Raw genomic sequence first — 22,423 nt, 5'->3', positions numbered from 1 at the left:
CCGGGACCTTAGATTGGCCCGCATGACCACGCCACAACTCTCCCCATCCGGCTTCGACCTGACCCCGCCTACCGCAGAGGAACGCAAGGCCCTGGAGGCCTCGCTGACCCGCGAGGAGGCCGAGGTCCTGCTGCATCACGGCACCGAGGCGCCGTTCTGCGGCGGGCTTTTGGATCAGAAGGACGCGGGCGTCTACTGCTGCCGCCTCTGCGGCCTGCCGCTATTCGAGCACAAGACCAAGTTCGAGAGCGGCACCGGCTGGCCCAGCTTCTGGGCCCCGGTGGACGAGACCCACGTCAAGGCGATCGAGGACCGTTCCTACGGCATGCTGCGCATCGAGACGACCTGCGCGCGCTGCGGCAGCCACCAGGGCCACGTATTCCCCGACGGCCCGCCGCCCACGCGCCTGCGCTACTGCATCAACTCCGTCAGCCTCGAGTTCGTCCCCTACGGCGCGCCCCTGCCCGACCGCCTGGGCCGCGGCGAGGGCGTCGCCAAGGCGATGAGTCCCGCCTAGTTCTTGCGTCCGGCGGTAGACTGGCCGCCGCCTGCGCCGCCGGTCCCGTTCGCGGCCGGATCGTCGGGCGTCGCGTCCGCCGCGCGGATCTGGGCGCCCAGCACGCTGTCGCCATAGCCGCGGCCGGGCGTGGTCAGGGGGTTGCCCTTGGCGATGCGCAGGTTGTTCTGCACGTGGGTCACGCCGGAGAGGTCTTCGACCAGGTGCTCGGCGCGGTGCTTGGCCTCGCGGCTCTCCACCGTCCCCGACAGCGTAATCTCGCCGCCGGACACTGAGATTCCGATGTTCGAGGCGTCCAGCCAGGTGTCGTCGGTCAGGCGCTCGTGGGCCTCGTCGCTGATCCGCTCGTCGGAGCGCTTATAGCCTTGGGGACCCAGGCCCCGAGCGCCGCGCCGCCATGTCGTCGGCGTGGGATCGAGGTAATCGCGGTCGTAGATGCGGCCCTCCCCGCCGGCGTTGAACCAGGAGGCCACCTTCTCGCCGGCCCGGTGCAGGAACGCGCCGGCGCTGCGGCCCGCGCCCTCGAAGCGGTCGCCGCGGCTCTCGCCCAATCTGCTGTCTCGGGGCCCGCCGTCGCCATAACCGCGCTCGTAGTCGTAGCCGCCGGTTCCGCCGCTGGCCGGATAGTTCATCTCGCGGCGGAATTCGCCCGGATAACCGCCGTAGCCTGAACGGCCGTAACCTTCGTCGTGATAGCGCGCGCGGGTCGGGCTGTAGGCGCCGTCGTCGTAGCGGCCCGCGTCATAGCCTTGCGGGACGTCGCCATACTCAACGCCGCCCTGGCCGTATTCCTCGCGATAGATGCGGCCGCGGCTGTCGTCGCCGTAGAAACGGCCGCCGCCGGTGCGATAATCCTGCGCGGCGTAGTCACCGCCCTGGAAGCGGCCGCGGCCATAGCCGCCGCCTTCACGCATCGCCGGGCTGACGCCGCCGTAGTTCGGGTCCTGCCAGCCACGCGCGGCCGAGCCCTCGCGGTAGGGGCGCTTGCCCGCATTTCCGTAGCTCACCCCACTCTGGCGCACGCCGAACACCTCGTCGTCGCGCTCCCCAATTGAGTCCCAGGTGCGGTCCTCGTCGCGGCTGGCGCGCGGACTGTCGCCCAGGCCTCGCCCGTCGCGCTCGCGGATTGCACGTTCGCGGTCGTCCATCCAGTTGCCGGCCATGGGAAGTCCTCCGTGTTGTGGGGCGCGGGCAAGAGCCCTTCAGCCACAACCGGAGGCGTGCGGCGGAGGTTCCGCGTCAAAGCGGAATGTTGTCGTGCTTCTTCCAGGGGTTGGTCAGATCCTTCCCCTCGAGGTTCTTCAGCGCCTTGACGATGCGGCGGCGCGTGCCGTGCGGCATGATCACGTCGTCGATGTAGCCGCGGCTGGCGGCGACGAAGGGGTTGGCGAAACGGGCCTTGTACTCGGCCTCGTGCTCGACCAGTTGCTCGGGCGTCTGGTTGCGGAAGATAATCTCCACCGCGCCCTTGGACCCCATCACCGCGATCTCGGCGGTCGGCCAGGCGTAGTTGATGTCGCCGCGCAGGTGCTTGGAGCTCATCACGTCATAGGCGCCGCCGTAGGCCTTGCGGGTGATCAGGGTGATCTTCGGCACGGTGGCCTCGGCGAAGGCGAACAGGAGCTTGGCGCCATGGCGGATCAGGCCGCCCTGCTCCTGCTTGGTGCCCGGCATGAAGCCCGGCACGTCGACGAAGGTGATCAGCGGGAATTCGAAGGCGTCGCAGAAGCGCACGAAGCGCGCGGCCTTGCGGCTGGCGTCGATGTCCAGCACGCCGGCGAGCGCCATGGGCTGGTTGGCGACGATGCCCACCGGCTGGCCGTCCAGCCGCGCGAAGCCGCAGACGATGTTCTTGGCGAAGTCCGGGCTGATCTCGAAGAAGTCCGCCTCGTCGACGACCTTCAGGATCAACTCCTTGATGTCGTAGGGCTTGTTGGGGTTGGCGGGCACCAGGGTGTCGAGGCTGGGTTCGTCGCGGAACGGTTCGTCGAAGCTCTCGCGGACCGGCGGCTTCTCGCGGTTGGAGAGCGGCAGGAAGTCGACCAGCCGGCGGACCTGGGTCAGGGCCTCCAGGTCGTTCTCGAAGGCGCCGTCGGCGACGCCCGACTTCATGGCGTGGATGCGATAGCCGCCCAGGTCCTCGTGGCTGACATCCTCGTGGGTGACGGTCTTCACCACGTCGGGGCCGGTCACGTACATGTAGCTCGTGTCCTTCACCATGAAGATGAAGTCGGTGATGGCCGGCGAATAGACGTCGCCGCCCGCGCAGGGGCCCATGATCACGCTGATCTGCGGGATGACGCCCGACGCGAGCGTGTTCTCCAGGAAGATGTCGGCGTAGCCGGCCAGGCTCTCCACGCCCTCCTGGATGCGCGCGCCGCCGGCGTCGAACAGGCCGATGATCGGGGCGCCCATCTTCAGCGCCTGGCGCTGCACCTTGAGGATCTTCTGGGCGTGGGCGCCGGAGAGAGACCCGCCGAACACCGTGAAATCCTTGGAGAAGACGAAGACCACGCGGCCGTTGATGCGGCCCCAGCCGGTGATGACGCCATCGCCTGGGATCTTCTGGTCGGCCATGCCGAAGTCGGTGGCGCGGTGCTCGACGAACATGTCGAACTCCTCGAAGGAGTCCTCGTCGAGCAGGAGGTCCACCCGCTCGCGCGCGGTCAGCTTGCCCTTGGCGTGCTGGCTGGCGATGCGCCGCTCCCCGCCGCCCTGGCGCGCGTCTTCGCGACGCTTCTCAAGCTCTTCCAGGATATGCTTCACGCGACGTCGCCCTTCCCTGCACGGAACGAAGGCGTAGAGCGCGGCTGCTAGCGTGGCAAGGTCGGGGGCAGGCGCCAGGCGCGCGCTTAAGCGCGCAGGTCGATCAGGCTATCGGAGAGCGCCTTGCGGGCGGCCTGCAGTTGGCGCACCGCGAAGGGTGCGGGGCTGAGCGCCGGCGCATCGTCCAGCCGCCAGATCATCTCGCCAATCCGCTCGGCGGTGTGCTGGCGGATCATGGCCGGCGCGCCCTGGGTGATGCTCGCCTGGGCTTGGATGAGGGCCGCCATGGAGGCCGGCGTCAGATTGATGTTGGAGGCCGCGAGCTGCTGAGCTTCCGAGGCGTCGGAGGCCGTTTGCGAGGCTTCCGGCTGGTCGTCGGCGGATGGCGTTTCAGCCGACGGCGTGACCGCATAGGTCATCGCCGCCTGTGTCAGGCTGAGACTGCCGTAAGACGCGACTGCCGCGACCACCTGCTGACTCCGCTCCATTCCGGCACACGTGCCGTGGATTCGTGGTCATCGAGGCAAGTTTCGCGCCGAACGCGGGTCATGCCCGGGCGGCGGGCTCCATCATGTGCTCTTCCTTCGGCAGGATTTGACGCCCTGCTTGCGGCCGGGTCTGCCTGAGAGCCGAAATACCGGCGCCAGATTGTCACTGCCTACCGCCGGCGCCTCTTCGTCTAGTCGCCGCCACACTATGTATGAAATTGGAATAATACTTACATTTGAACACGAATAAACTGCAATCTGTTCGCATAGTGATGAATTCGACGAATCATCTTTGATATTTGCAGGAATAGCTCCAAGACGTGACGCGCATGGATTTTTGCCACGCGAGTTCGGACCTCAATTGAAACTTCTGAATTTCTTGCTGTCAGCCTTGACGCCCGACGATCTGGCTGTGTTGTCACCCGGATTGGTTGAGGTCGTGCTCGACAAGGGCGTGGTGCTTTTCGAGCCCGGCGAAATCCTGGACGCGATCTATTTCCCGGGCGGAGCCTGCGTTTCCATCGTCACCATCCTGGCGGACGGGCGCACTGTGGAGAGCGCCTCGGTGGGCCGCGAGAGCGCGGCGGGCTTGCTGGAGGCGATCACCAACCAGGCGGCGACCGTGCGCGCCTTCGCGCAAATCGGCGGCAGCGCCATGCGCATCCCCGCGGTTCTCTACCGTGCGCGCATGCTGCAAAGCCCAGCGCTAGCGCAGCTGACCATGCTGCACGTGCGGGCCAATTCGGTGCAGGCCGAACAGGGCGTCGCCTGCAACGCGGCCCACGACGTGCCCGCCCGGCTCGCACGTTGGCTGCTGATGACCCACGACCGGGTGGGCTCGACGTCCTTTCCGCTCACCCAGGACTACATGGCGGTGATGACCGGGGTGCAACGCTCTACCGTCAGCCTTGCGGCCAGCGCGCTCAAGAAGCGCCGCCTCATCGACTATTCCCGCGGCCAGGTGACCATCCTGGACCGCCCTGGACTGCAGCGGCAGGCCTGCGAGTGCTACGACATCATCGCCTCGCAGTTCGAAAGCCTGCGCGCCACGGTCAACGGCTAGGCCCCCGCCAGCGCCTCGAACCAACGCTGCAGCATTGCAGCCTCGCCAGCCAGGCGAAGGGTCCGCTCGGCGGCCTCCTCGTCGACGCCCCACTTCTCTTCCTGCCAGGCCTCATCGAGCCGCGAGAGGCCGAAGGCCGCCTCTCCGTTCAGCCAACCGCGCTGGACCGCGAGCGCCAGGACGGCCGAGCCGAACAGGGCCGCGCCGAACGCCAGCCCCGTCAAGCTGAAATCGTCGAGGTCGAGCGCCAGCGCCTTCACCTTGGCCAGCGTCTCCGGCGGCTGGACCTGATGCACGATGCCGGCGGCGCGGATGAACCGCAGGCCCTCCCGCGCCTGCGCCTCCTCCAGCACTGGAATCCACAGCCGCTGCTGGCGCTCCAGCAGGCCCGCCGGCGCGGTCGCGTAGTAGCAGAGCAGGTCGGAGCCCGCGTAGTCGGCAATCTCCTGGGCCGTCGCCTCCCGGACCTTTGGCACCGACTCGATGGCGGTGTTGGCGAGCCGGGTGGCGTGCATGGCCGCCAGCGCCAGGCTCTCGCCCTGCGCAGCCCACTCCTGCGCCACCAGCTCGGCCAGCGCCTTCGTGGGCAGCACCAGCTGCTCGCCCTTGGGCCCGCGCAAGGCGCGCGCGTCCAGCAACACGGTAAAGCCGCTGTTCATCGGAGCGACAGAAACTTGAGCGTAGAACCGCCTGGGCTTGTCGCCGGGTTCGTGAAATCCTCGCGCCAAGGCCTTGAGTAACTCCCGTAACGTCCCGGCCCGCATTGCGCCGCTTTTGGGTGACATGACGGTGGACAGGGACAAGCGCAAGGAGACATCGGCGGTGGCGCTTGCTGATAAGGACATGTTGGCCGCGATCGCGGTCACCCGCTTCGGCCTGGGCGCCAAGCCCGGAGAGATCGCCGAGGCCGCCCGCGACCCGCACGGCTTCCTGCGGGCCCAGATTCGCCGCTCCGGCGCCGACCAGCCGCCCGGCCAACCCGTCACCAGCCGCGAGCGCATGGGCGAGTTCCGCGATTATCAACGCGAACGCCGCGAGGCGCGCCTGGAAAAGACCGCCGACGTGCGCCCGGCCGCGGCGGCGCCCGCGAACGGCGCCGATCCCACCATGGCCGACGCCAGGCCGAAGCGACGCGACGTGGCCGACCCGGTCAAGGCCGTCGGTAACATGCTGCGGGAAGACATCAGCTCCGACTTCACCGCGCGGACCCAGCTCGCCGCCTCCACCGACGCGGCGTTCCGCGAGCGCTGGACCCTGTTCTGGGCCAACCACTTCACCGTCTCGGCGACCAAGGCGATCACCGGCACGGTTGTGGGCCCGTTCGAGCAGGAGGCGATCCGGCCCAACGTCTTCGGCCATTTCGAAGACCTGCTGGGCGCGGCGGAGAGCCATCCGGCGATGCTGACCTACCTCGACCAGATCCAGTCGATCGGGCCGGACAGCCAGTTCGCCAGCATGCAGCGCCGCGGCGGGCCATTTGGCGTCGGCGCACGACCGCAACAGGCGGCGCTCCGCTCGCCGGGTCTCAACGAGAACCTCGCCCGCGAGATCATGGAGCTGCATACCGTGGGCGTGAACGGCGGCTACACCCAGGCCGACGTCACCGAGTTCGCCCGCGCCATGACGGGCCTCTCAATCGGCAACGAGCGTGACGGAAACTACGGCGCCGCCGTCTTCCGCGAGCAGGCGCACGAACCTGGCGCGCGGATGATCATGGGCGTGCGCTACGATCAGCGCGGCAAGGAGCAGACCAACGCCATCCTGACCGACCTGGCCGCCAAGCCGCAAACCGCGCGCTTCATCTGCGGCAAGATCGCCCGGCATTTCGTGGCCGACGATCCGCCGCCGGCCTTGGTGGCGCGGCTGGAGGACGCCTGGCGCTCCAGCAAGGGCGACCTGGCCTATGTCGCCGACACCCTGATCTCGGCGCCCGAGGCCTGGGACCCCACGCCCGCCAAGTTCAAGACGCCCTACGAATTCATCGTCTCCAGCTTCCGCGCCGCTGGGGGCCAGCCGCAGACCTTCCAGTCGTTCGGCCCGATCCTGACGGCGCTGGGCCAAAAGCCGTTCTCGGCGCCATCGCCGAAGGGCTGGCCTGAGGACGCCCAGTCCTGGGCGGCCCCAGACGCCATCGTCAAACGCATGCAGTTCGCCCAGGCCTTCTCCGTCAATACCGTCCGCGACCGCGACCCCAAGATCTTGGCCGCCGACGCGCTGGGCGAACGGCTGACGCCTGACACCGCCAAGGCCATAGCGCGGGCTGAATCGCGCCAGGAGGGCTTCGCCCTGCTTCTGATGAGCCCGGAGTTCCAACGCCGATGAACGCCTTCACCCCTTCCCGCAGAGGCCTGCTCGCGACCGCGGCGGGCTTTGGACTGTCGCTGCAGCTGTTGGCCGTGCCGGCCGTCGCCGCCGACGCCGCGCTCAACAAGAAGAAGGTGATCGTGGTGATCTGCCGCGGCGGCATGGACGGCCTGTCGGTCGCCCCGCCGGTCGGCGACAGCGACTACCACGGCCTGCGCGGCGCGCTGGCGTTCGGCAGCGAGGCCCTGCCGCTGGACGGCACCTTCGCCCTGCACCCGCAGCTCACCGCCGTCCACGCCATGGCCAAGGCCGGCGAGGCGCGGATCGTGCCGGCGGTGGCGACGCCCGACCGGGCGCGCTCGCATTTCGAGGCGCAGGACGTGCTGGAAACCGGCGCGCCGGGCGTCTATTCGACCACCTCCGGCTGGCTGAACCGCACCGTCGAGACGCTCTCGGCGCACCGCAAGGTCGACGCCATCTCGATCGGCCCGACCGCGCCTCTGCTGCTGCGCGGCAAGGTGCAGACCGCCTCCTGGTCGCCGGGGCGCGGCGTCGACGCCGAGGCGCGGCTCCCGACCCTGCTGCAAGACCTCTACCGCAACGACGCCCTGCTAGGCCCGGCGCTCGCCCGCGGCCTCGCCACCGAGACCATGGCCAAGGACGCCACCGCCGGCCTCGACGGCGGCCAGGGCGCGATGATGGCCCAGAACGGCGGCAAGGCGGGCGGCGGCTTCAAGGCCGGCGGCGGCGCGCAAGGCGCACAGGGCGGCCGCGAGGCGGCCAAGACGCTGGGCGAATCCCTCGCCGGCTTCATGCGCGAGCCCGGCGGCCCAACCGTGGCGGCCATCTCGCTCGACGGCTTTGACAGCCACGCGGGCCAGGCGGGCTTGCTGACCCAGCGTCTGGCCTATCTCGACGCGGTGCTGGACGGGGTCCACACCGGCCTTGGCCCCGAGTGGAAGAACACCGTGGTGCTGGTCGCCACCGAATTCGGCCGAACGGCCAGGACCAATGGCACCCAAGGCACCGACCACGGCACCGGCTCCACGGCCCTGATCCTCGGCGGCGCGCTCAAGCCCGGCGGCATCGTCGGCGACTGGCCGACCCTGAAGCAGAGCGCCCTCTTCGAGAACCGCGACGTGGCCCCGACGCTGGACATGCGCGGCCTCTTCAAGGGCGTGCTGGCCGAGCACATGGCCGTTGACCGCACCGCGCTCGACAATACGGTCTTCCCGAGCAGCGCGGCGGTGAAGCCGGTCCTAGGGCTCGTCTAGACGCCTACTTCGGCACGACGTCGAAGGCGATCGACATCCGGGCCTCGTCCGTCGTGAACGGCACGGTGCCGTGCCACATATAAGAGGGGAACAGCACCAGCCGCCCCGGCTTGGGCCGGACGTAGCGCTCTGCCGGCAGCGGCGGGCTGGTGAAGAATGGGGGCTGGCCGAAGCGGATCCAGCCCTGACGCTCCTCGGTGTCCAGCGCCGCGTCGGGCGTCTCGACATAGAAGGCCGACGACAGCCAGCCATCCGGATGGAAATGGTCGCGGTGATAGCCATTGGGCGTCAGCCGCACCGACCAGGCGCCGACCATGCGATGGTCGAAGGTGTTGCGGCGGCGCAACGGATCGTCGCCCTGCCCGAGCCTGGCCATGTGCTCGCGGATCGGCTTGTCGACCGCCTCGAAGAAGGCCTTGATCGGCGCGGCGTTGGAGCCCGAGAGCATATGCATCGTCTGGCTGCCGTGGCGCATCGACTGGTTGGTCGGGTGCTGCCGGTAGACGTGGGCCGCCTTCAACTCCTTTGCCAGGTCGGCCAGGAACGCCTCCAGACTCGGCCAACCGGACGGCGCTTCGAGATCGTAGACCCCGACCATCTGCTCGTAGTCGCAGAGCCGCGCGTACAGCGGATCGCCAACCGCGCGGGCGGCGACCGCCATCCAGCCCCATAGGGACTGGTCGTTGGGGTGATCCTTGAGGGCGCCCTGCAGCTTACGGAAGGCCTCGGCCGGGCGGCCGGCGGCCAGATCGACGATCGCGGAATACTGGATGACGCTGCGCGAGCGCGGCTCGGCCGCCTCGGCGCGGCGCTGGAAGGCCTCCGCGGCGTCCAGGCGGTTCAGCCGCAGCGCATATTCGACGGCGGCCATGTGTGCGTAGGCGTCATCCGTCAGGCGGTCGCTGGCCTTCTCCATCAGCGAATAGGCCCGCTCCGAATCGCCCGCGGCCTCGTAGAGCGTGGCCTTGGCGATCAGCAGCGGCGTCGGCGGGGCGCCGGCGTGGAAGGCGGCGTCGAGCGCGCTGTCGGCAACCTTAAGATCCCCCGTTATCATCCAGAGGTGATTAGCGAATTCGGAAGCCACCCCGACCTCGGCGGGGGCGCGCATCAGGCTCTGGCGATAGGCGTAGTCGGCGCGCTCGTGGTTGCCGACGGCGCGCAGGGCGCGGGCATAGACGGCGAAGGTCTGCGCCGCGTCCATCCCGCGCCGGAAGGCGGTCTCGCAGGCCTCCACCGCCTCGTCCGCCCGGCCCAGGTCGTCGAGCGTGGCGGCATAGTTGTGCCAGGCGATGGGGCTTTCGCCGAACCGCTCGATGGCCTGGCGGTCGAAGTCGAGCGCCTCGGGGCTGCGCCCAGCGAGCTTCAGGGCGCCCGAATGGACGGCCAGCGCCAGGTGCGTGGGCTGCGCTGTGGTCGCCATGGATTCGGTAAGCGCCAAGGCCTGATCGATGTGGCCGTCGGCCATCAACGCTTCGGCCCGGGCTACGGCGGCGGCTTCACTCATCGACGGGCCTTCTTCGGTGCGGTCTTTTTGGGAGCGGTTCTCTTAGGCGCGGTCTTCTTGGGACCGGCGCCTTTCGAGGCGGTCGTCTTGAACGGTTTCGTCTTGGCCGGCTTGCTGCTGAATGGCTCGGGATCGGCCTCGTGCGGGTCGAAACCAAAGGTGCGGAAGCCCTCACGCATCTCCGGGCTGAGCGGCGCCTCGAGCACCAGCTGGCCCCGCGACGGATGAGCCAGGACCAGCCGGCGCGCGTGCAGCTGCAGCTTCAGGCCGCCGGAGAGCTCACTGGAAGCCTCGGTGTTATACTTCGGATCGCCCAGGATCGGGTGGCCCATGGCCAGCATATGGGCGCGCAGCTGGTGGGTGCGGCCGGTGTGCGGATAGAGCGCCATCCAGGCCACCTTGTCTCCGGCCCGCGAGAGGGTCACGAACTCGGTCTGGGCCGGCTCGCCCTGCGGATCGTCAGAGTCGGCGGGCTGCACCATTTCGCGGTCGCCGACGCCCCGCTTGACCAGCGGCAGGTCGAGGACGCCCTCGCCCGGCTTCGGGAAACCCGCCACCAGCGCCCAATAGGTCTTTTGCGCGCGGCGTTTGGCGAAGGCGCCGGCGAGCTTGGCCGTCGCCCCGGGCGACTTGCCCAGCACCAGCACGCCGGAGGTGTCGCGGTCGAGGCGGTGGACCAGGCGCGGCCGTTCCAGGCCCTCGCCCCAGGCCGACAGCAATCGGTCGATGTGTTTCGAGGTCTTGGTTCCGCCCTGCACGGCGAGGCCCGCCGGCTTGTTCAGCACCAGCACCTCATTGTCCTCGTAGAGCACCAGGGACTTGGCGAAGGCGACCTCGCGCGGGTCCAGCGCGTCCTTGTCGCGCGGCGGCGGGGCGTCGGGCAGCGGCGGCACGCGGATCTGGGCGCCGGCGGCGAGCCGCGTGTCCGGCTTGGCGCGGCCGCCATCGACGCGGATCTGGCCGGAGCGGGCGAGCTTCTGGATCTGGATGTGGTTCAGGTGCGGCCAGCGGCGCTTGAACCAGCGATCCAGGCGCACGCCATCCTCGCCGGCGTCCACATAGATGGTGCGGACCTCTTTCACGCCAGCAGCTTGCGCATCAGGAACATGCCCAGGAACACCGCGGACACCCCGGCGATGACGGAGCCGAGGCTATAGCCCAGCGCCTGGCCCCAGGCCCTGGTCTCGACCATCCGCGCCAGCTCCAGGGAGAATGAGGAGAAGGTCGTGTAGCCGCCTAGGAAGCCCACAGCGATCAAGACGCGCCAGCGGTCCTGGTGTTCGCCGCCGCGCAGGGCCAGCACGCCGACGAGGATACCCATAAGGAGCCCGCCCACGACATTCGCGGTCAGCGTCCCATAGGGGAATTTGAGGCCGAGCAGCCGCCCCGCCGCGACGCCGGTCAGGTAGCGCATGACTGAGCCGAAGGCGCCGCCGACGGCGACAAGCAGGATGTTCAGCGGCATGCCCCCTTATGCGACAGCCCGCCGTCGCCGCAAAGCGTCTGGCGCCTAGGCCGGCCGCCGCGCGATGGTCTGCTGCACGCCGCGGGCGTCGTAGACGTCGGGACCGGGCGGCCGCGCGCCCTTGCCCATCACCACCTCCAGGGTCGCGACCGGGGCCGGTCCGCCGCCCAGGTTGAAGCCGGTGCCGACGCTGCCGCCCACCGCGCTGCCGCGGCCGAAGCTCGCGCCGCCGATCCCCAGGCCGATCCGCGGGCCGTTGCCGCCGACCCAGCCCATGTCGCGGCCATAGACCCTAAACCAGTCGTAGCCGTCGCTCACCGCCAGGTCGGCGGCGCGCCGAAGGGCGTAGTCCTGCGCCTGCACGGGCGGCGCGCCGGGGCCGGCGCGGAAGGTCACGCGATAGCGCCCAGGCTCGATGCGCATCTCCGAGAAGCCGACGGCCTGAGGGCCGCCGACGGGCTGATACAGAGTGGGCTGCGGCGTCTCGCAGGCGCTGAGCGTCAGGATGGCCAGGGCGGGCAGGATCAGGCGTTTCATCGGTCTCACTCCGCCCGCGAAACGGCGCAGGCCGAGCTCGCGTTCCCGAAGCGTCAGCCCAGGCCCAGGGCCGCAATCAGCCCGGCCATATCGGCGGGGATCGGCGCTTCCAACCGTTTCTCGCCGCCCGAGGGATGCGGAAAAGTCAGTGCGGCGGCGTGCAGCATCAGCCGCGGAACCGCTTGGCCGCCGACCACCAGGGCCCCGCCATAGCGCGCGTCGCCGGCGATCGGGCGGCCGAGGTGAGCCAGGTGAACGCGCAACTGATGCATCCGCCCGGTCTCCGGATCGAGCTCCATCAGCGCCGCGCCGGGCGCCTCGGCCAGCGTGCGGTAGCGGCTGCGCGCCGCCTCCGCGTCGGGATGTTCGGGCGCGCAGACCCGCATGAACGCCTCACGCCCCTGCTCGTCGCGGCGCAGGGGGACGTCGATGGTCCCCGCCGCGGGCTCCGGCGCGCCCGGCGTGACGATGGCGCGGTAGGTCTTGGCGAACTGTCGGGCCATCATCGCCTTACCGAGGAAGCCGGCGGCGGGCTTGGTCCGCGCGGTCAGGATCACGCCGGAGGTGTCGCGGTCCAGGCGATGTATCAGCCGGGGCCGCGCCTTGCCGGGCTTGGCGAAGGCCCAGAGTAGTTCGTCCAGGGTATGGACCTGCCCTCGCCCGCCCTGGCTGGACAGGCCCGCCGGCTTGTTCAGCGCCACGATATGCGGGTCCTGGTAGATCACCAGGCTTCGGACGAACTCGATCTCGGCCTTGGAGAGCTGGATCGGCGTCACCGGCGCGCGATCCGGACGCGGCGGGCGGCGACTCAAGAGCGTTCCTTGCGCAGCGCCGCCCAGCGGTCGAGGCGCTCCTTGATCCGGGCCTCCGCGCCGTCGCCCTTGGGGGTGTAGAAGGTTTGGCGGTCCATCTCGTCGGGGAAGTAGTTCTGGCCGGAGAAGCCCTCGGCGGCGTCGTGGTCGTAAGCGTAGCCCTTGCCGTAGCCCAAGTCCTTCATCAGCCGCGTCGGCGCGTTGCGGATGTGCATGGGCGGACCGAGTGATCCGGTCTCACGCGCGGCCTTCATCGCCGCGCCATAGGCCCGGTAGACGGCGTTGGACTTGGGCGCCGTGGCCAGGTGGATGGTGAGCTGGGCGAGCGCGATCTCGCCCTCGGGGGAGCCCAGGAAATCGTAGGTGTCCTTGGCGGCGTTCGCCAGGATCAGCGACATGGGGTCGGCCTCGCCGATGTCTTCCGCCGCCGCGCGGATCAGCCGGCGCGCCACGAACAGCGGGTCCTCGCCGCCGGCCAGCATGCGGGCCAGCCAATAGAGCGCCGCATCCGGATCGGAGCCGCGGATCGACTTATGCAGGGCCGAGATGAGGTTGTAGTGCTCCTCGCGGTCCTTGTCGTAGGCCGGGCTGCGCTTCTGCAGCACCTGGCCCAGGTCCTTGGTGGAAAGCGGCTTGGCCGAGCCGATGTTGAACAGGGTTTCGGCCAGCGTCAGCAGGTAGCGGCCGTCGCCGTCGGCGAGCGCGGTCAGCGCCTGGCGGGCCTCCGGCTCCAAAGGCAGGGCGCGGCCCTCGAACGCCTCGGCCTTTTCCAGCAGGCTCTCAAGGGCTTCGTCGTCCAGGCGCTTGAGCACGAACACCTGGCTGCGGGACAAGAGCGCCCCGTTCAGCTCGAAGGACGGGTTCTCGGTGGTCGCGCCGACCAGGGTGACGATTCCTTCCTCCACGAAAGGCAGGAAGCCGTCCTGCTGGGCGCGGTTGAAGCGGTGGATCTCGTCGACGAACAGCAGGGTCGACTGGCCGGCGAGGCGCCGCACGCGCGCCTGCTCGAAGGCCTTCTTCAGGTCCGCGACGCCGGAAAACACCGCCGAGAGCTGCTGGAATTCATAGCCGGCCTCCTTGGCCAGCAGGCGCGCGATGGTGGTCTTGCCAGTGCCGGGCGGACCCCAGAGGATCATCGACGCCAGCCGCTTGGCCGCCGCCATCCGCCCGATCGGCCCGTTCGGGCCCAGCAGGTGATCCTGCCCCACGACCTCGGCCAGCGTCTGCGGGCGCAGGCGGTCGGCGAGCGGAGACGGCGCCTGGGGCGTCAGGCCCGCGGCTTCAAACAGATCGGCCATGGCGGATGTCTAGCAGCACTCGACCATCGAAGCCTCAATCGTTCTGGGTGTCGAAACGCGCCCGGGCCGCCTCGATTTCGGCGCGGTTGGCGAAGGCCCAGGCGCCCAGGGCGTCGATCGGGGCGTGCAGCGACTGGCCGAGCGGGGTGAGCTCGTAGTCCACCCGCGGCGGAATGCTCGGCGTGACGGTGCGGGTCACCAGGCCGTCGCGCTCCAGGCCGCGCAGGGTGAGCGTCAGCATCCGCTGCGAAATCCCGTTGATCGCGCGCTTGATCTCATTGAACCGCTTGGGCCCGGGGCCCAGCAGCCGCACGATCATCACGCTCCACTTGTCGCCGACCCGCGAAAGGATCTCGGTGATCGGCCGGCAGGACTCGGCGACGGAATGCACGCCGTCCTTCTCGATCCGGGCAAACAGCTCCTCGCTGGAGGCGGCGCATGGGGCGGTGGTCACATCGGTGTGGTCGGGTTTCAAAAAAGTGCCTTCTTGTGAGGCCTGGGGCAGTTACTCAAATAGTGCTGGTCACAAACCTATACCAGCATGAGGCCCCACCCGTGAACCTGCTCCACATCGATTCCAGCATCCTCGGCGACCATTCGGTCAGCCGCAAAGTCTCCGCCGCCGCCGTGGCCGCGCTGACGGCCGCCAACCCCGGCGCCACGGTGACCTACCGCGATCTCGACGCGCAACCGGCGCCGCACCAGTCCGGCGCCCTGATGGCCGCGCGCGGCCTCGACGCCGCCGCCCGCGACGCCGACCAGGCGCGCGACGTGGCCCACGCCGACGCGATCCTGGAGGAATTCCTGGCCGCCGACACGGTGGTGATCGGGGTTCCGATGTACAATTTCGGCATCCCCAGCACGCTGAAAAGCTGGATCGATCACCTGGCGATCGCCGGCAAGACGTTCAGCTATTCCGAGGCCGGCCCGAAAGGCCTGGCCGGCGGCAAGCGGGTGATCCTGGCGTCCTCGCGCGGCGGCTTCTATGGCCCGGACAGCCCCGTGGCCTCCTTCCAGCACCAGGAGAGCTACCTGCGCGGCTTCTTCGCCTTCATCGGCATCCCCGAGCTTGAGGTGGTCAGCGCCGAAGGCGTCAACTATGGCCCCGACCAAAAGCAGACGGCGCTGGACGCCGCCGTCGCGCACGCCGGCAAACTGGGCCAGGTCCTGCAGGCGGCCTGAGTCTGGAGGATTTGGCCTAGGTCTGGAAGGTCGCGGTCAGCTGGTGGCCGTTGCGTTCGATGGTCACCTGCCACAGGCGCGCCGGCGCGACGACGGCGCTGGTCAGGTCGGCGACGTTCTTGATGTCGCGCCCGTTCACCGCCCGGATGATATCGCCCGGCTGGACGCCGACCTGCTGCGCCTGCCCGGCCGACGTCTTGGTGACGACCACGCCGGCGCGGGCGAAGGGATCGAGACCCACTTCTTCCGCGACCGCCGGCGACAGGTTGACCACCGTCGCGCCCTGGAAGGGGTTGCGGCCGGCGATCACCTGCTCGTCGCGGGCGGGACTGGCCGGCGCGGGTTCGGCGCGGATGGTCAGCGCCTGCTCGGCCTTGTCGCGGCGCACGCCGAACCGGACGGTGTCGCCCGGCCGATGGGTGCCCATGGCGTAGTTCAGCGAGGCGGCGTCGACGACCGGAGCGCCATCCACCGAGGTGACCACATCGCCCTTCTTCAGGCCGGCGCGGGCCGCCGCGCCATCCGGCCAGACCTCGGCGACCTGGGCGCCCGACGGCGTCGGCAGGCCCACGGTCTTGGCGATCTCCGGCGTCACGCTCTGCAGCTTGGCGCCGAGCCAGGGCCGCACCACCGCGTGGCCGCCGCCCATCGCCGTCTCCACCACCCGGCGCACCACGACCGCCGGAATGGCGAAGCCGATGCCCGACGACTGGCCGGACTGGGAATAGATGAAGCTGTTCACCCCGATCAGGTTGCCATCCATGCTGACGAGCGCGCCGCCTGAGTTGCCGGGATTGATCGCCGCGTCGGTCTGAATGTAGGCGCCGGCGTCGCCGTTCGGGTCGGCGGTGCGGTTGGTGGCCGAAATGATCCCGTTGGTCACCGTCTGGCCGACGCCGAAGGGGTCGCCGATGGCCAGCACCAGATCACCGACCTGGGTCTCGGTGCGGTCGTCGATGGCCATGACCGGCAACTTCTCGCCGGCCGGAAGGTCGATCTTCAGGATCGCCAGGTCTGTGCGTTCGTCGGCGAGCAGCACCTTGGCCGGGAACTCGCGCCGGTCGAACAGGGCGACGGTGATCTCCTGGCCGTGCTCGATCACGTGGTTGTTGGTGACGATGACGCCATCGGAGCGGACGATCACGCCGGACCCGAGCGAGCCTTCGACGCGCTCACGCGGCGCCCCCATGCCGAAGCGCTGCCAGAAGGGGTCGACCTGCTGGCGGATCAGCCGCTTGGCGGAGATGTTCACCACCGCCGGCGCCGTGCGCTTCACGATCGGGGCGAAGGACTGCTTCATGGCCGCCGCGCTGATGGGCGGGACACGGACCGGTTCGGCCAAGGCCGGCGTCGGGGCCTGGGCCGCCCCATGCGCCGCGCCGGCGGCGAGAAGGGCGAGGGTCGGGATCAGGACGCGATAGGCGCGCATGGTCGCTCCGGGGCTTCGAACACCATAGCAGTTCGCCCGGCATTTCGGGGGGAGTTTTCAGGCGCTTTAATGGCGAGGCTTCAGGCGTCCGGCTTGGGGCCGGGGCCCCGGTGGACCCGCAACCCGAAGACGAAGGCGATCACCAGCAGGCCCGAGGCCAGGAAGATCGGCAGGCCGGGCGTGTGCAGTGTCGCGTCATGCCGCACAGCCCAGGCGAACAGCGTCCCGAACAGCAATGGCCCGAGGATCGAACCGATGCCCTGCAGACTCTGGTTGGCGCCCTGGAGCTGACCCTGCTCCTGCGGCCCGACCCGCCGGGTCATCAGTCCCTGCAGGCCCGGCTGCATCAGATTCATCAGGGCGAAGATCGGCGCCGAGGCGAGATAGATCCAGCCGGTTGGCGCGAAGCCGTAGAGGGCGAAGCCAATGGCGCCGCCGAGCGCGCCCAGCAGCAGCGTGTTGCGCTCTCCGATCCGCGACACGATCGGCCCCACCAGCAGCAGCTGGACGCCGACGCCCAGCGCGCCGGTGCCCATCAGCGTCAGTCCCATCATCAAGGGCGTCCAGTGATAGCGGTAGCCCGCGTAGAGCACGAAGATCGACGGCAGCACGTTCTGCGCCAGGTAGAAGAGGAAGTTGATGAAGGCGAGGTCCAGAAGCTCCGAATGAGCGCGCAGGAAGTTCAGCGACCCGATCGGATTGGCGCGGCGCCAGTCGAAGCGGGTGATGCGCCGCTCCGGCGCCAGGGACTCCGGCAGCACGAAGAGGCCGTAGACCCAGTTGAGGCTGGTCAGTCCGGCCGCGACGAAGAACGGCAACCGCAGCGACTGCTGGGCCAGCAGGCCGCCGAGGGCCGGGCCGATCAGGAAGCCGAAGCTGAAGGCCGAGCCCAGCCAGCCGAAGGCCTTGGCGCGGTTCTGCGGCGGGGTCACGTCGGCCACATAGGCGCCGGCGGTGGAGAAGCTGGCGGCGGTCATGCCGTTGATCACGCGGCCGATGAACAGCCAGGCCAGGTTGGGCGCGAGCGCCATGAACAGGAAGTCCACGGCCAGGCCGAACAGGGAGATCAGCAGCACCGGACGTCGCCCGATCCGGTCGGACAGCAGGCCGAGCACTGGGCCGCAGAAGAACTGCATCAGGCCCCAGACCGTCGCGAACAGCACATTGGTCAGAGAGGCGGCGGCGAAGTCGCCGCCGGTGAACTGTTTGATCAGGTTGGGCAGCACCGGGATCATGATGCCGAACGAGATCGCGTTCATCAGCGCCGTGGCGAAGATGAAGCCGAAGGCCGCCTGGCGGCCGGGCCGTGCGGCGGACGCTGCTGGACTGGTCATGAACTATCCCCTGCACGGACCATGAAACAAACCGAGAACTGACGCAACGGCCTTATCGCGTCCGCTCGCCGAGCGCGACGATCTGCGCCCGCCAGAAGTCCGCCAGACGCATCAGCAGCACCTGATCGGGGAAGCCATGGCGCGCGGCGCCGGACGGCACGCGATCGAAGCCGCGATGCTCGATGCTGACCCGGGTCTCCTCGCCGACGGCCTCGAAGCCCACCTCGACCTCGGTCGTCAGGTCGAGCGGGAAATTGGCCTGGCGCCAGGTGAAGACCAGGCGGGCCGGCGGCTCCCAGGCCGTGATCCTGCCGATCTCGAACACCTTGCCGCCGGCGCGCGTCTCGATCAGCCGTCCGCCCTCGCCTTCCCCGTCCGGGAGTTCAAACGACAGCACACCCGGCCTGGGCGTGGTCTCGAACAGCGGGCTCGGCCGCCACCAGGCGCCGATCTCGCCAACGAAGGCCGCGAACGCCCGCTCCGGCGTCGCCTTCACGCGCAGCGCCACATAGACCTTGGAGGTCATCCGTCGCGCTCGATTTTGGCGTCCTTCTCGATGTGCGCCTTGAACGCCGCGAGCTGCTCACTCCACAGCTTTTCGGCGTCTTCGAGCCAGCGGAGCAGATGCACCATGGGTTCTGGCCTCAGCGCATAGATGCGCACGCGCGCATCGAAGGGGGGATGGGATTCCTCAACCAGCCCGCTGTGGCGCAGCGTCCGCAGATGGCGGCTCATGGCCGGCGGCGAGAGTTCGAGTTCACGGGCCAGGTCGCCGGCGGCCCGAGGCCCGTGGATCAGCAGGTCCACAACCTTGCGGCGGTGTGGGTCCGCCAGCGCGGCCAAGGTCTGATCGAGCTGGGCGTTCGTCGGGGCCATCACAGGGGGCGGTGCGTCGTGCCGGCGCCATAGGTGACGAACAGCATCCGCATCGGCTCGGCGATCAGCGCGCGATGCCAGGTCCCCTTGGGGATGACCAGGGTGGTCCCGGGCTGCATGGCGTGGCGCGTCTCCTCGCCGCCGCCGTCCAGCACCATGGTCGCCCGCCCCTCAAGCAGCACCAGGATCTCGTCGCCCTGCGGATGCATCTCCCAGCTCGTCCAGTCGCGGTCGCCGCCCGACACCGTCACCAGCGTGCCCAGGATGTCTCGGTTCTGGCCGATGGTCGCCCAGAAGTCCGGCCCGACCGGATGCACGCCCACGGCGCCCTGGCCGTCGAGGCTGAGGTAGGTGGTTTCCAGGTCGAAGGCGGCCATCACACCGCCCCCGTGATCTTCAGGCCGGTCTGCGCTTCCATCTGCTCGCGCGTCACCGTCGCCACCGTTTGGGCGACGGTCCAGATATGGCCTTCCGGGTCGCGGCAGCGGTAGGTGCGATCGCCGTAGAACTGGGTCGCCGGCTCCATCAGGATCTCCGCGCCCGCCGCCCGCGCGCGCTCGCAGTGGGCGTCGACGTCGGTCTCGACCTGGATGTGCACCGTCTGGGTGTTCTTGCCGCCGAGGGACAGGGGACTCTTGTGGTCGGCGCTCCACTCGTTGCCGACCATCACCACCGAGGCGCCAAAGCGCATCTCGGAATGGGCGATGTTCCCTTCGGCGTCCTCGATCAGCATGGAGACCTCGAAGCCGAAGGCCTTCTCGAGCCAATCGAGCGCCGCGCGAGGATCGAGGTAGCAGACCGCCGACGACAGGCTTGGGAATGGCTCAGCCATGGCTCTTCTCCGGCAGTGAGGTGGCCATCTTCAGGCCTGTGGCGGCCTCCATCTCCTGGAGCGTCGGCTGAGCGAGCGGCTGGGCGAAGTTCCAGACGTGGCCCTCCAGATCGAGGGCGCGATAGGTGCGCTCGCCGTAGAACTGATCCTCCGGCGGCTGGGTGATGCGCGCCCCGGCGGCCTTGGCCCGCTCGTAGTGGGCGTCGATCCCCTCGGGCAGGTGGACGCGGATGAACTGGGTGCCGCGCCCCTCGATCTCCAGGGGGCTCACCATCCGCGCCTCGCCGATGATCGGGCTGACGAAGCCCGGATTGATGCTCACCGCCCCGCCCAGGAAGCTCATCTCCGAATAGCCCACCCGGCCCTCGGCGTCGGTCACCAGGCTGGTGGTCTCGAAGCCGAAGGCGGCCTCAAGCCAGCGCAGCGCCGCCATAGGGTCGAGGTAGAAGGCTGTGGGTTTGAACGTCGGTTCGTCGGCCACGGCGCACTCCTTGCGTTGGACGACAATATTTAACGCATATCGAAATTAGTTGGTCAAGGCGGGCGCCAGATCGGTCAGGGTCCCGTCGTTCGGCTGCGGCGTCACCCCGATCAGCTTGGCGAGAAGCGGGTAGACGTCGACGTTGTCGAAGGTCGGCAAGCTGACGCCGTGGCGGAAGGCCGGGCCGGCGGCGATGAAGGTGGCGCGCATTTCCGGGGCGGCGTTGTCATAGCCGTGATCGCCCAGGCTGGGCTCGCGGGGATGATAGTCGTGCGTGGTCAGCGACCAGCCGACCTCGGAGAGGCAGAAGACCGGCGCGACGCGGGGGTTGTGGCCGTAGTGCAGGCGCTCGGGGATGTCCGCCTTGCGCCAGCATTGGAAATGAGGGTGCGGCGCCGTTAGCACGCGTGCGACCTCCGCCTCGTGGCCGGGGTTCGGATAGATGGAACCGATCGGGCCGAGCTCAAGGGCGCTGTAGGCGTCCTTGTCGAGGAGATCGTCGATGAAGATGCGGCGGTCGTCGCTGAGCGCCGCCATGCCGTGGTCAGACACGATCACCAGGTTCGCGACGATTCCGCGCGCCGCCAGCCCCGCCTGCAGCCGGCCGATCGCGGCGTCGACCTTGGCTGCGGCGGCCGTCACCTGCGGCGAGTCCGGACCGAAGTGGTGGCCCGCGTAGTCGACGATGTCGAAATAGAGGGTGGCGAACTGCGGCCTGGTCTCGGCTGGCAAGGCCATCCAGGCCATCAGCATGTCCACGCGCAGGTCCGAGGAAAACGACTGATCGAAATGCGCCCAGTGCTTGGGCCAGAGACCGTGGATCGGCGCCTCCGACCCCGGCCAGGACACCGTGCCGGTGAGAATCTTCGCCTTTTCGGCGGTCACCCAGATGGGTTCGGCCTCATCCCACCAGCGGCGATCCAGCACCGCCAAGGTGTTGCTCATGGCGAACTTGACGCCCGGGATGGCGTCGTCGGTCATGTTGTTGGCGACGATGCCGTTCTTGTCCGGACGCAGCCCGGTCACCATGGCGTAGTGATTGGGGAAGGTCTTCGAGGGAAACGACGGGCGCATGGCGGCCCTGACCCCCGACCTGGCCAGCGCCAGCAGGTTGGGCGTGACGCCCCGGTCCAGGTAGTCAGGCCGGAAGCCGTCGATGGAGACCAGGATGGTCACCGGCGGTGGTGGCGCGGCCGCCGGCGACGGCTGAGCGAAGGCCGGCTCGGCGACGAGCGCGAACAGCAGGGCGATGGCGGCGGCGAGCTTGCGGAGGGTCATGGCCCGACCCTAGCTGGGCTATGCGGCAAGTCGATTTCAGTCACGGCAAAAGCCGCAAACGCAAAAGCCCCGCAGGATGCCTGCGGGGCCTTCGAATTCAGTAGCTTAGCTGAAAAAGCTTAGTCGCCGAAGGTCGCGGCGACCGGGCCGGAATCCTTGCCCTTTTCGGCCGGGTCGCGATCGACGAACTCGATGACCGCCATGGCCGCGTTGTCGCCGTGGCGGAAGCCCGCCTTCAGGACGCGGATGTAGCCGCCGTTGCGCTCCGCATAGCGCGGGCCCAGCACGGCGAACAACTTGCCGACCTGCTCGACGTCACGCACGGCGCTGATCGCCTGGCGGCGCGCATGCAGATCGCCGCGCTTGCCGAGCGTCACCAGCTTCTCGACGAAGGGCCGCAGCTCCTTGGCCTTCGGCAGCGTGGTCACGATCTGCTCATGCTTGATCAGGCTGGCCGCCATGTTGGCGAACATGGCCGTGCGGTGGGCGGTCGTGCGACCGAGTTTGCGATGGGCTGAACCGTGGCGCATTTCGTATCTCCTGGACCGTCTGGCCCACCAAGGACGCTCCTTAGGGATACGTCCTGCCTGATCAAATCCCAGCCTGCTCCCGCCTGGGTCGTAGCGATGCGCCGGAGCCCTTCACCGCGGTTGCGGCTTCATCGGGCCCGGGCCGCAAAAGCGGCCCCGGAGTCGGCGCAGGGTTTCCTACATCTGGTCTTCGAACTTCTTGGCCAGCTCTTCGATGTTCTCGGGCGGCCAGTTGGGCACGTCCATCCCGAGGTGCAGACCCATGCCGGCCAGCACTTCCTTGATTTCGTTCAAGGACTTGCGGCCGAAGTTCGGGGTGCGCAGCATCTCGGCTTCGGTCTTCTGGATCAGGTCGCCGATGTAGACGATGTTGTCGTTCTTCAGGCAGTTGGCCGAGCGGACGCTGAGCTCCAGCTCGTCGACCTTCTTCAGCAGCGCCGGGTTGAACGGCAG

Annotated in this window: 25 protein-coding genes and 1 pseudogene; 5 read left to right on the top strand and 21 right to left on the bottom strand. The window is 68.9% G+C overall.

The features are described from left to right. Positions 1 to 22: 22 nt before the first annotated feature. A complete protein-coding gene (gene msrB, locus VKQ35_RS21395) occupies positions 23 to 517 on the top strand; it encodes a peptide-methionine (R)-S-oxide reductase MsrB (RefSeq protein WP_324364938.1) in 495 nt (164 codons plus the stop codon). On the opposite strand, the gene VKQ35_RS21390 is transcribed toward msrB, so the two are convergent. From VKQ35_RS21390 to VKQ35_RS21380, 3 genes are all read right to left on the bottom strand, one after another. After that, on the bottom strand, positions 514 to 1,680 hold the full coding sequence (locus tag VKQ35_RS21390; protein ID WP_324364936.1) for a BON domain-containing protein: 1,167 nt from the start codon (positions 1,678 to 1,680) through the stop codon (positions 514 to 516). The two genes, msrB and VKQ35_RS21390, sit on opposite strands and share 4 nt — an antisense overlap. Positions 1,681 to 1,756: 76 nt before the next feature. Beyond that, positions 1,757 to 3,283, bottom strand: a complete 1,527-nt coding sequence (locus VKQ35_RS21385; RefSeq protein WP_324364935.1) for an acyl-CoA carboxylase subunit beta — start codon at positions 3,281 to 3,283, stop codon at positions 1,757 to 1,759. An 86-nt stretch (positions 3,284 to 3,369) separates the two neighbouring features. After that, positions 3,370 to 3,753, bottom strand: coding sequence for a hypothetical protein (locus tag VKQ35_RS21380; RefSeq protein ID WP_324364933.1), 384 nt, complete (start codon positions 3,751 to 3,753; stop codon positions 3,370 to 3,372). A gap of 457 nt (positions 3,754 to 4,210) precedes the next feature. On the opposite strand from VKQ35_RS21380, the gene VKQ35_RS21375 reads away from it, so the two are divergent. Further along, complete coding sequence (locus VKQ35_RS21375; protein WP_324364931.1) at positions 4,211 to 4,834, top strand: Crp/Fnr family transcriptional regulator; 624 nt, start codon at positions 4,211 to 4,213, stop codon at positions 4,832 to 4,834. Here VKQ35_RS21375 and VKQ35_RS21370 read toward each other — a convergent pair. Next, positions 4,831 to 5,598, bottom strand: a complete 768-nt coding sequence (locus tag VKQ35_RS21370; RefSeq protein ID WP_324364929.1) for an ATP12 family chaperone protein — start codon at positions 5,596 to 5,598, stop codon at positions 4,831 to 4,833. The two genes, VKQ35_RS21375 and VKQ35_RS21370, sit on opposite strands and share 4 nt — an antisense overlap. Positions 5,599 to 5,656: 58 nt before the next feature. Here VKQ35_RS21370 and VKQ35_RS21365 point away from each other — a divergent pair, with 58 nt between their 5' ends. Beyond that, on the top strand, positions 5,657 to 7,156 hold the full coding sequence (locus VKQ35_RS21365) for a DUF1800 domain-containing protein (protein ID WP_324364928.1): 1,500 nt from the start codon (positions 5,657 to 5,659) through the stop codon (positions 7,154 to 7,156). Further along, positions 7,153 to 8,412: a DUF1501 domain-containing protein gene (locus VKQ35_RS21360; RefSeq protein ID WP_324364926.1), complete on the top strand. Its 1,260-nt coding sequence runs from the start codon at positions 7,153 to 7,155 to the stop codon at positions 8,410 to 8,412. Before VKQ35_RS21365 ends, VKQ35_RS21360 begins: the two co-directional genes overlap by 4 nt. Before the next feature lie 4 nt (positions 8,413 to 8,416). Here the strand turns inward: VKQ35_RS21360 and VKQ35_RS21355 are convergent, their stop codons facing one another. The 7 genes and pseudogenes from VKQ35_RS21355 to VKQ35_RS21325 all read right to left on the bottom strand — a co-directional run bounded on the left by VKQ35_RS21355 (position 8,417) and on the right by VKQ35_RS21325 (position 14,503). Beyond that, positions 8,417 to 9,916, bottom strand: coding sequence for a putative 2OG-Fe(II) oxygenase (locus tag VKQ35_RS21355; protein ID WP_324364924.1), 1,500 nt, complete (start codon positions 9,914 to 9,916; stop codon positions 8,417 to 8,419). A gap of 95 nt (positions 9,917 to 10,011) precedes the next feature. Continuing rightward, positions 10,012 to 10,998: pseudogene (locus tag VKQ35_RS21350) on the bottom strand (RluA family pseudouridine synthase); the annotation flags it as partial. Next, entirely contained in the window at positions 10,995 to 11,381 is a 387-nt protein-coding gene (crcB, locus tag VKQ35_RS21345; RefSeq protein ID WP_414692375.1) for a fluoride efflux transporter CrcB, read from the bottom strand. The gene crcB and the pseudogene VKQ35_RS21350, both read right to left, overlap by 4 nt. Positions 11,382 to 11,426: 45 nt before the next feature. Further along, entirely contained in the window at positions 11,427 to 11,918 is a 492-nt protein-coding gene (locus VKQ35_RS21340) for a CC0125/CC1285 family lipoprotein (RefSeq protein WP_324364922.1), read from the bottom strand. A gap of 53 nt (positions 11,919 to 11,971) precedes the next feature. Further along, positions 11,972 to 12,730, bottom strand: coding sequence for an RluA family pseudouridine synthase (locus VKQ35_RS21335; protein WP_324364919.1), 759 nt, complete (start codon positions 12,728 to 12,730; stop codon positions 11,972 to 11,974). Further along, entirely contained in the window at positions 12,727 to 14,028 is a 1,302-nt protein-coding gene (locus VKQ35_RS21330) for a replication-associated recombination protein A (protein WP_324364917.1), read from the bottom strand. Before VKQ35_RS21330 ends, VKQ35_RS21335 begins: the two co-directional genes overlap by 4 nt. A gap of 34 nt (positions 14,029 to 14,062) precedes the next feature. Further along, entirely contained in the window at positions 14,063 to 14,503 is a 441-nt protein-coding gene (locus VKQ35_RS21325; protein ID WP_324364915.1) for a helix-turn-helix domain-containing protein, read from the bottom strand. A gap of 80 nt (positions 14,504 to 14,583) precedes the next feature. Here VKQ35_RS21325 and VKQ35_RS21320 point away from each other — a divergent pair, with 80 nt between their 5' ends. Further along, positions 14,584 to 15,210, top strand: coding sequence for an FMN-dependent NADH-azoreductase (locus VKQ35_RS21320; protein WP_324364913.1), 627 nt, complete (start codon positions 14,584 to 14,586; stop codon positions 15,208 to 15,210). A gap of 16 nt (positions 15,211 to 15,226) precedes the next feature. Here VKQ35_RS21320 and VKQ35_RS21315 read toward each other — a convergent pair whose 3' ends face one another. From VKQ35_RS21315 to VKQ35_RS21270, 10 genes are all read right to left on the bottom strand, one after another. Further along, positions 15,227 to 16,639: a Do family serine endopeptidase gene (locus tag VKQ35_RS21315; protein WP_324364911.1), complete on the bottom strand. Its 1,413-nt coding sequence runs from the start codon at positions 16,637 to 16,639 to the stop codon at positions 15,227 to 15,229. Between the two features lie 80 nt (positions 16,640 to 16,719). Further along, positions 16,720 to 17,973 carry a TCR/Tet family MFS transporter gene (locus VKQ35_RS21310; protein WP_324364909.1) on the bottom strand — a complete coding sequence of 418 codons (1,254 nt, stop codon included), beginning with the start codon at positions 17,971 to 17,973 and terminating at the stop codon, positions 16,720 to 16,722. 52 nt (positions 17,974 to 18,025) lie between these two features. Further along, positions 18,026 to 18,499 (bottom strand): SRPBCC domain-containing protein, encoded by a 474-nt coding sequence (locus VKQ35_RS21305; RefSeq protein WP_324364907.1) that lies wholly within the window; start codon positions 18,497 to 18,499, stop codon positions 18,026 to 18,028. Then, positions 18,496 to 18,849 carry a metalloregulator ArsR/SmtB family transcription factor gene (locus tag VKQ35_RS21300; protein ID WP_324364906.1) on the bottom strand — a complete coding sequence of 118 codons (354 nt, stop codon included), beginning with the start codon at positions 18,847 to 18,849 and terminating at the stop codon, positions 18,496 to 18,498. The genes VKQ35_RS21305 and VKQ35_RS21300 overlap by 4 nt, the downstream gene beginning before the upstream one ends. Beyond that, positions 18,849 to 19,226 (bottom strand): cupin domain-containing protein, encoded by a 378-nt coding sequence (locus VKQ35_RS21295; RefSeq protein ID WP_324364904.1) that lies wholly within the window; start codon positions 19,224 to 19,226, stop codon positions 18,849 to 18,851. The genes VKQ35_RS21300 and VKQ35_RS21295 overlap by 1 nt, the downstream gene beginning before the upstream one ends. Next, positions 19,226 to 19,681, bottom strand: coding sequence for a VOC family protein (locus tag VKQ35_RS21290; RefSeq protein WP_324364902.1), 456 nt, complete (start codon positions 19,679 to 19,681; stop codon positions 19,226 to 19,228). Before VKQ35_RS21290 ends, VKQ35_RS21295 begins: the two co-directional genes overlap by 1 nt. Further along, the gene (locus VKQ35_RS21285) at positions 19,674 to 20,162 is read right to left on the bottom strand and encodes a VOC family protein (RefSeq protein WP_324364900.1); all 489 of its coding nucleotides are present in this window, start codon (positions 20,160 to 20,162) and stop codon (positions 19,674 to 19,676) included. Before VKQ35_RS21285 ends, VKQ35_RS21290 begins: the two co-directional genes overlap by 8 nt. Before the next feature lie 45 nt (positions 20,163 to 20,207). Further along, on the bottom strand, positions 20,208 to 21,440 hold the full coding sequence (locus tag VKQ35_RS21280; protein ID WP_324364898.1) for an ectonucleotide pyrophosphatase/phosphodiesterase: 1,233 nt from the start codon (positions 21,438 to 21,440) through the stop codon (positions 20,208 to 20,210). 119 nt (positions 21,441 to 21,559) lie between these two features. Next, positions 21,560 to 21,970: a 50S ribosomal protein L17 gene (gene rplQ / locus VKQ35_RS21275; protein WP_324364896.1), complete on the bottom strand. Its 411-nt coding sequence runs from the start codon at positions 21,968 to 21,970 to the stop codon at positions 21,560 to 21,562. Between the two features lie 177 nt (positions 21,971 to 22,147). Beyond that, positions 22,148 to 22,423 (bottom strand): DNA-directed RNA polymerase subunit alpha C-terminal domain-containing protein (locus VKQ35_RS21270; protein WP_324364894.1); only part of this gene is annotated, 276 nt, incomplete at its 5' end.

The organism is Phenylobacterium sp., from assembly GCF_035309685.1.
GTDB lineage: Bacteria > Pseudomonadota > Alphaproteobacteria > Caulobacterales > Caulobacteraceae > Phenylobacterium.
This window is presented reverse-complemented; position numbering and strand designations above follow the sequence as displayed.

What these genes read in the sequence shown, in the direction of transcription:
- msrB (WP_324364938.1), top strand. Translation starts at nt 23, where the DNA reads ATGACCACGCCACAACTCTCCCCATCCGGCTTCGACCTGACCCCGCCT.
- VKQ35_RS21390 (WP_324364936.1), bottom strand. Translation starts at nt 1,680, where the DNA reads ATGGCCGGCAACTGGATGGACGACCGCGAACGTGCAATCCGCGAGCGC.
- VKQ35_RS21370 (WP_324364929.1), bottom strand. Translation starts at nt 5,598, where the DNA reads ATGCGGGCCGGGACGTTACGGGAGTTACTCAAGGCCTTGGCGCGAGGA.
- VKQ35_RS21360 (WP_324364926.1), top strand. Translation starts at nt 7,153, where the DNA reads ATGAACGCCTTCACCCCTTCCCGCAGAGGCCTGCTCGCGACCGCGGCG.
- VKQ35_RS21355 (WP_324364924.1), bottom strand. Translation starts at nt 9,916, where the DNA reads ATGAGTGAAGCCGCCGCCGTAGCCCGGGCCGAAGCGTTGATGGCCGAC.
- crcB (WP_414692375.1), bottom strand. Translation starts at nt 11,381, where the DNA reads ATGCCGCTGAACATCCTGCTTGTCGCCGTCGGCGGCGCCTTCGGCTCA.
- VKQ35_RS21340 (WP_324364922.1), bottom strand. Translation starts at nt 11,918, where the DNA reads ATGAAACGCCTGATCCTGCCCGCCCTGGCCATCCTGACGCTCAGCGCC.
- VKQ35_RS21330 (WP_324364917.1), bottom strand. Translation starts at nt 14,028, where the DNA reads ATGGCCGATCTGTTTGAAGCCGCGGGCCTGACGCCCCAGGCGCCGTCT.
- VKQ35_RS21315 (WP_324364911.1), bottom strand. Translation starts at nt 16,639, where the DNA reads ATGCGCGCCTATCGCGTCCTGATCCCGACCCTCGCCCTTCTCGCCGCC.
- VKQ35_RS21310 (WP_324364909.1), bottom strand. Translation starts at nt 17,973, where the DNA reads ATGACCAGTCCAGCAGCGTCCGCCGCACGGCCCGGCCGCCAGGCGGCC.
- VKQ35_RS21305 (WP_324364907.1), bottom strand. Translation starts at nt 18,499, where the DNA reads ATGACCTCCAAGGTCTATGTGGCGCTGCGCGTGAAGGCGACGCCGGAG.
- VKQ35_RS21300 (WP_324364906.1), bottom strand. Translation starts at nt 18,849, where the DNA reads ATGGCCCCGACGAACGCCCAGCTCGATCAGACCTTGGCCGCGCTGGCG.
- VKQ35_RS21295 (WP_324364904.1), bottom strand. Translation starts at nt 19,226, where the DNA reads ATGGCCGCCTTCGACCTGGAAACCACCTACCTCAGCCTCGACGGCCAG.
- VKQ35_RS21290 (WP_324364902.1), bottom strand. Translation starts at nt 19,681, where the DNA reads ATGGCTGAGCCATTCCCAAGCCTGTCGTCGGCGGTCTGCTACCTCGAT.
- VKQ35_RS21280 (WP_324364898.1), bottom strand. Translation starts at nt 21,440, where the DNA reads ATGACCCTCCGCAAGCTCGCCGCCGCCATCGCCCTGCTGTTCGCGCTC.
- rplQ (WP_324364896.1), bottom strand. Translation starts at nt 21,970, where the DNA reads ATGCGCCACGGTTCAGCCCATCGCAAACTCGGTCGCACGACCGCCCAC.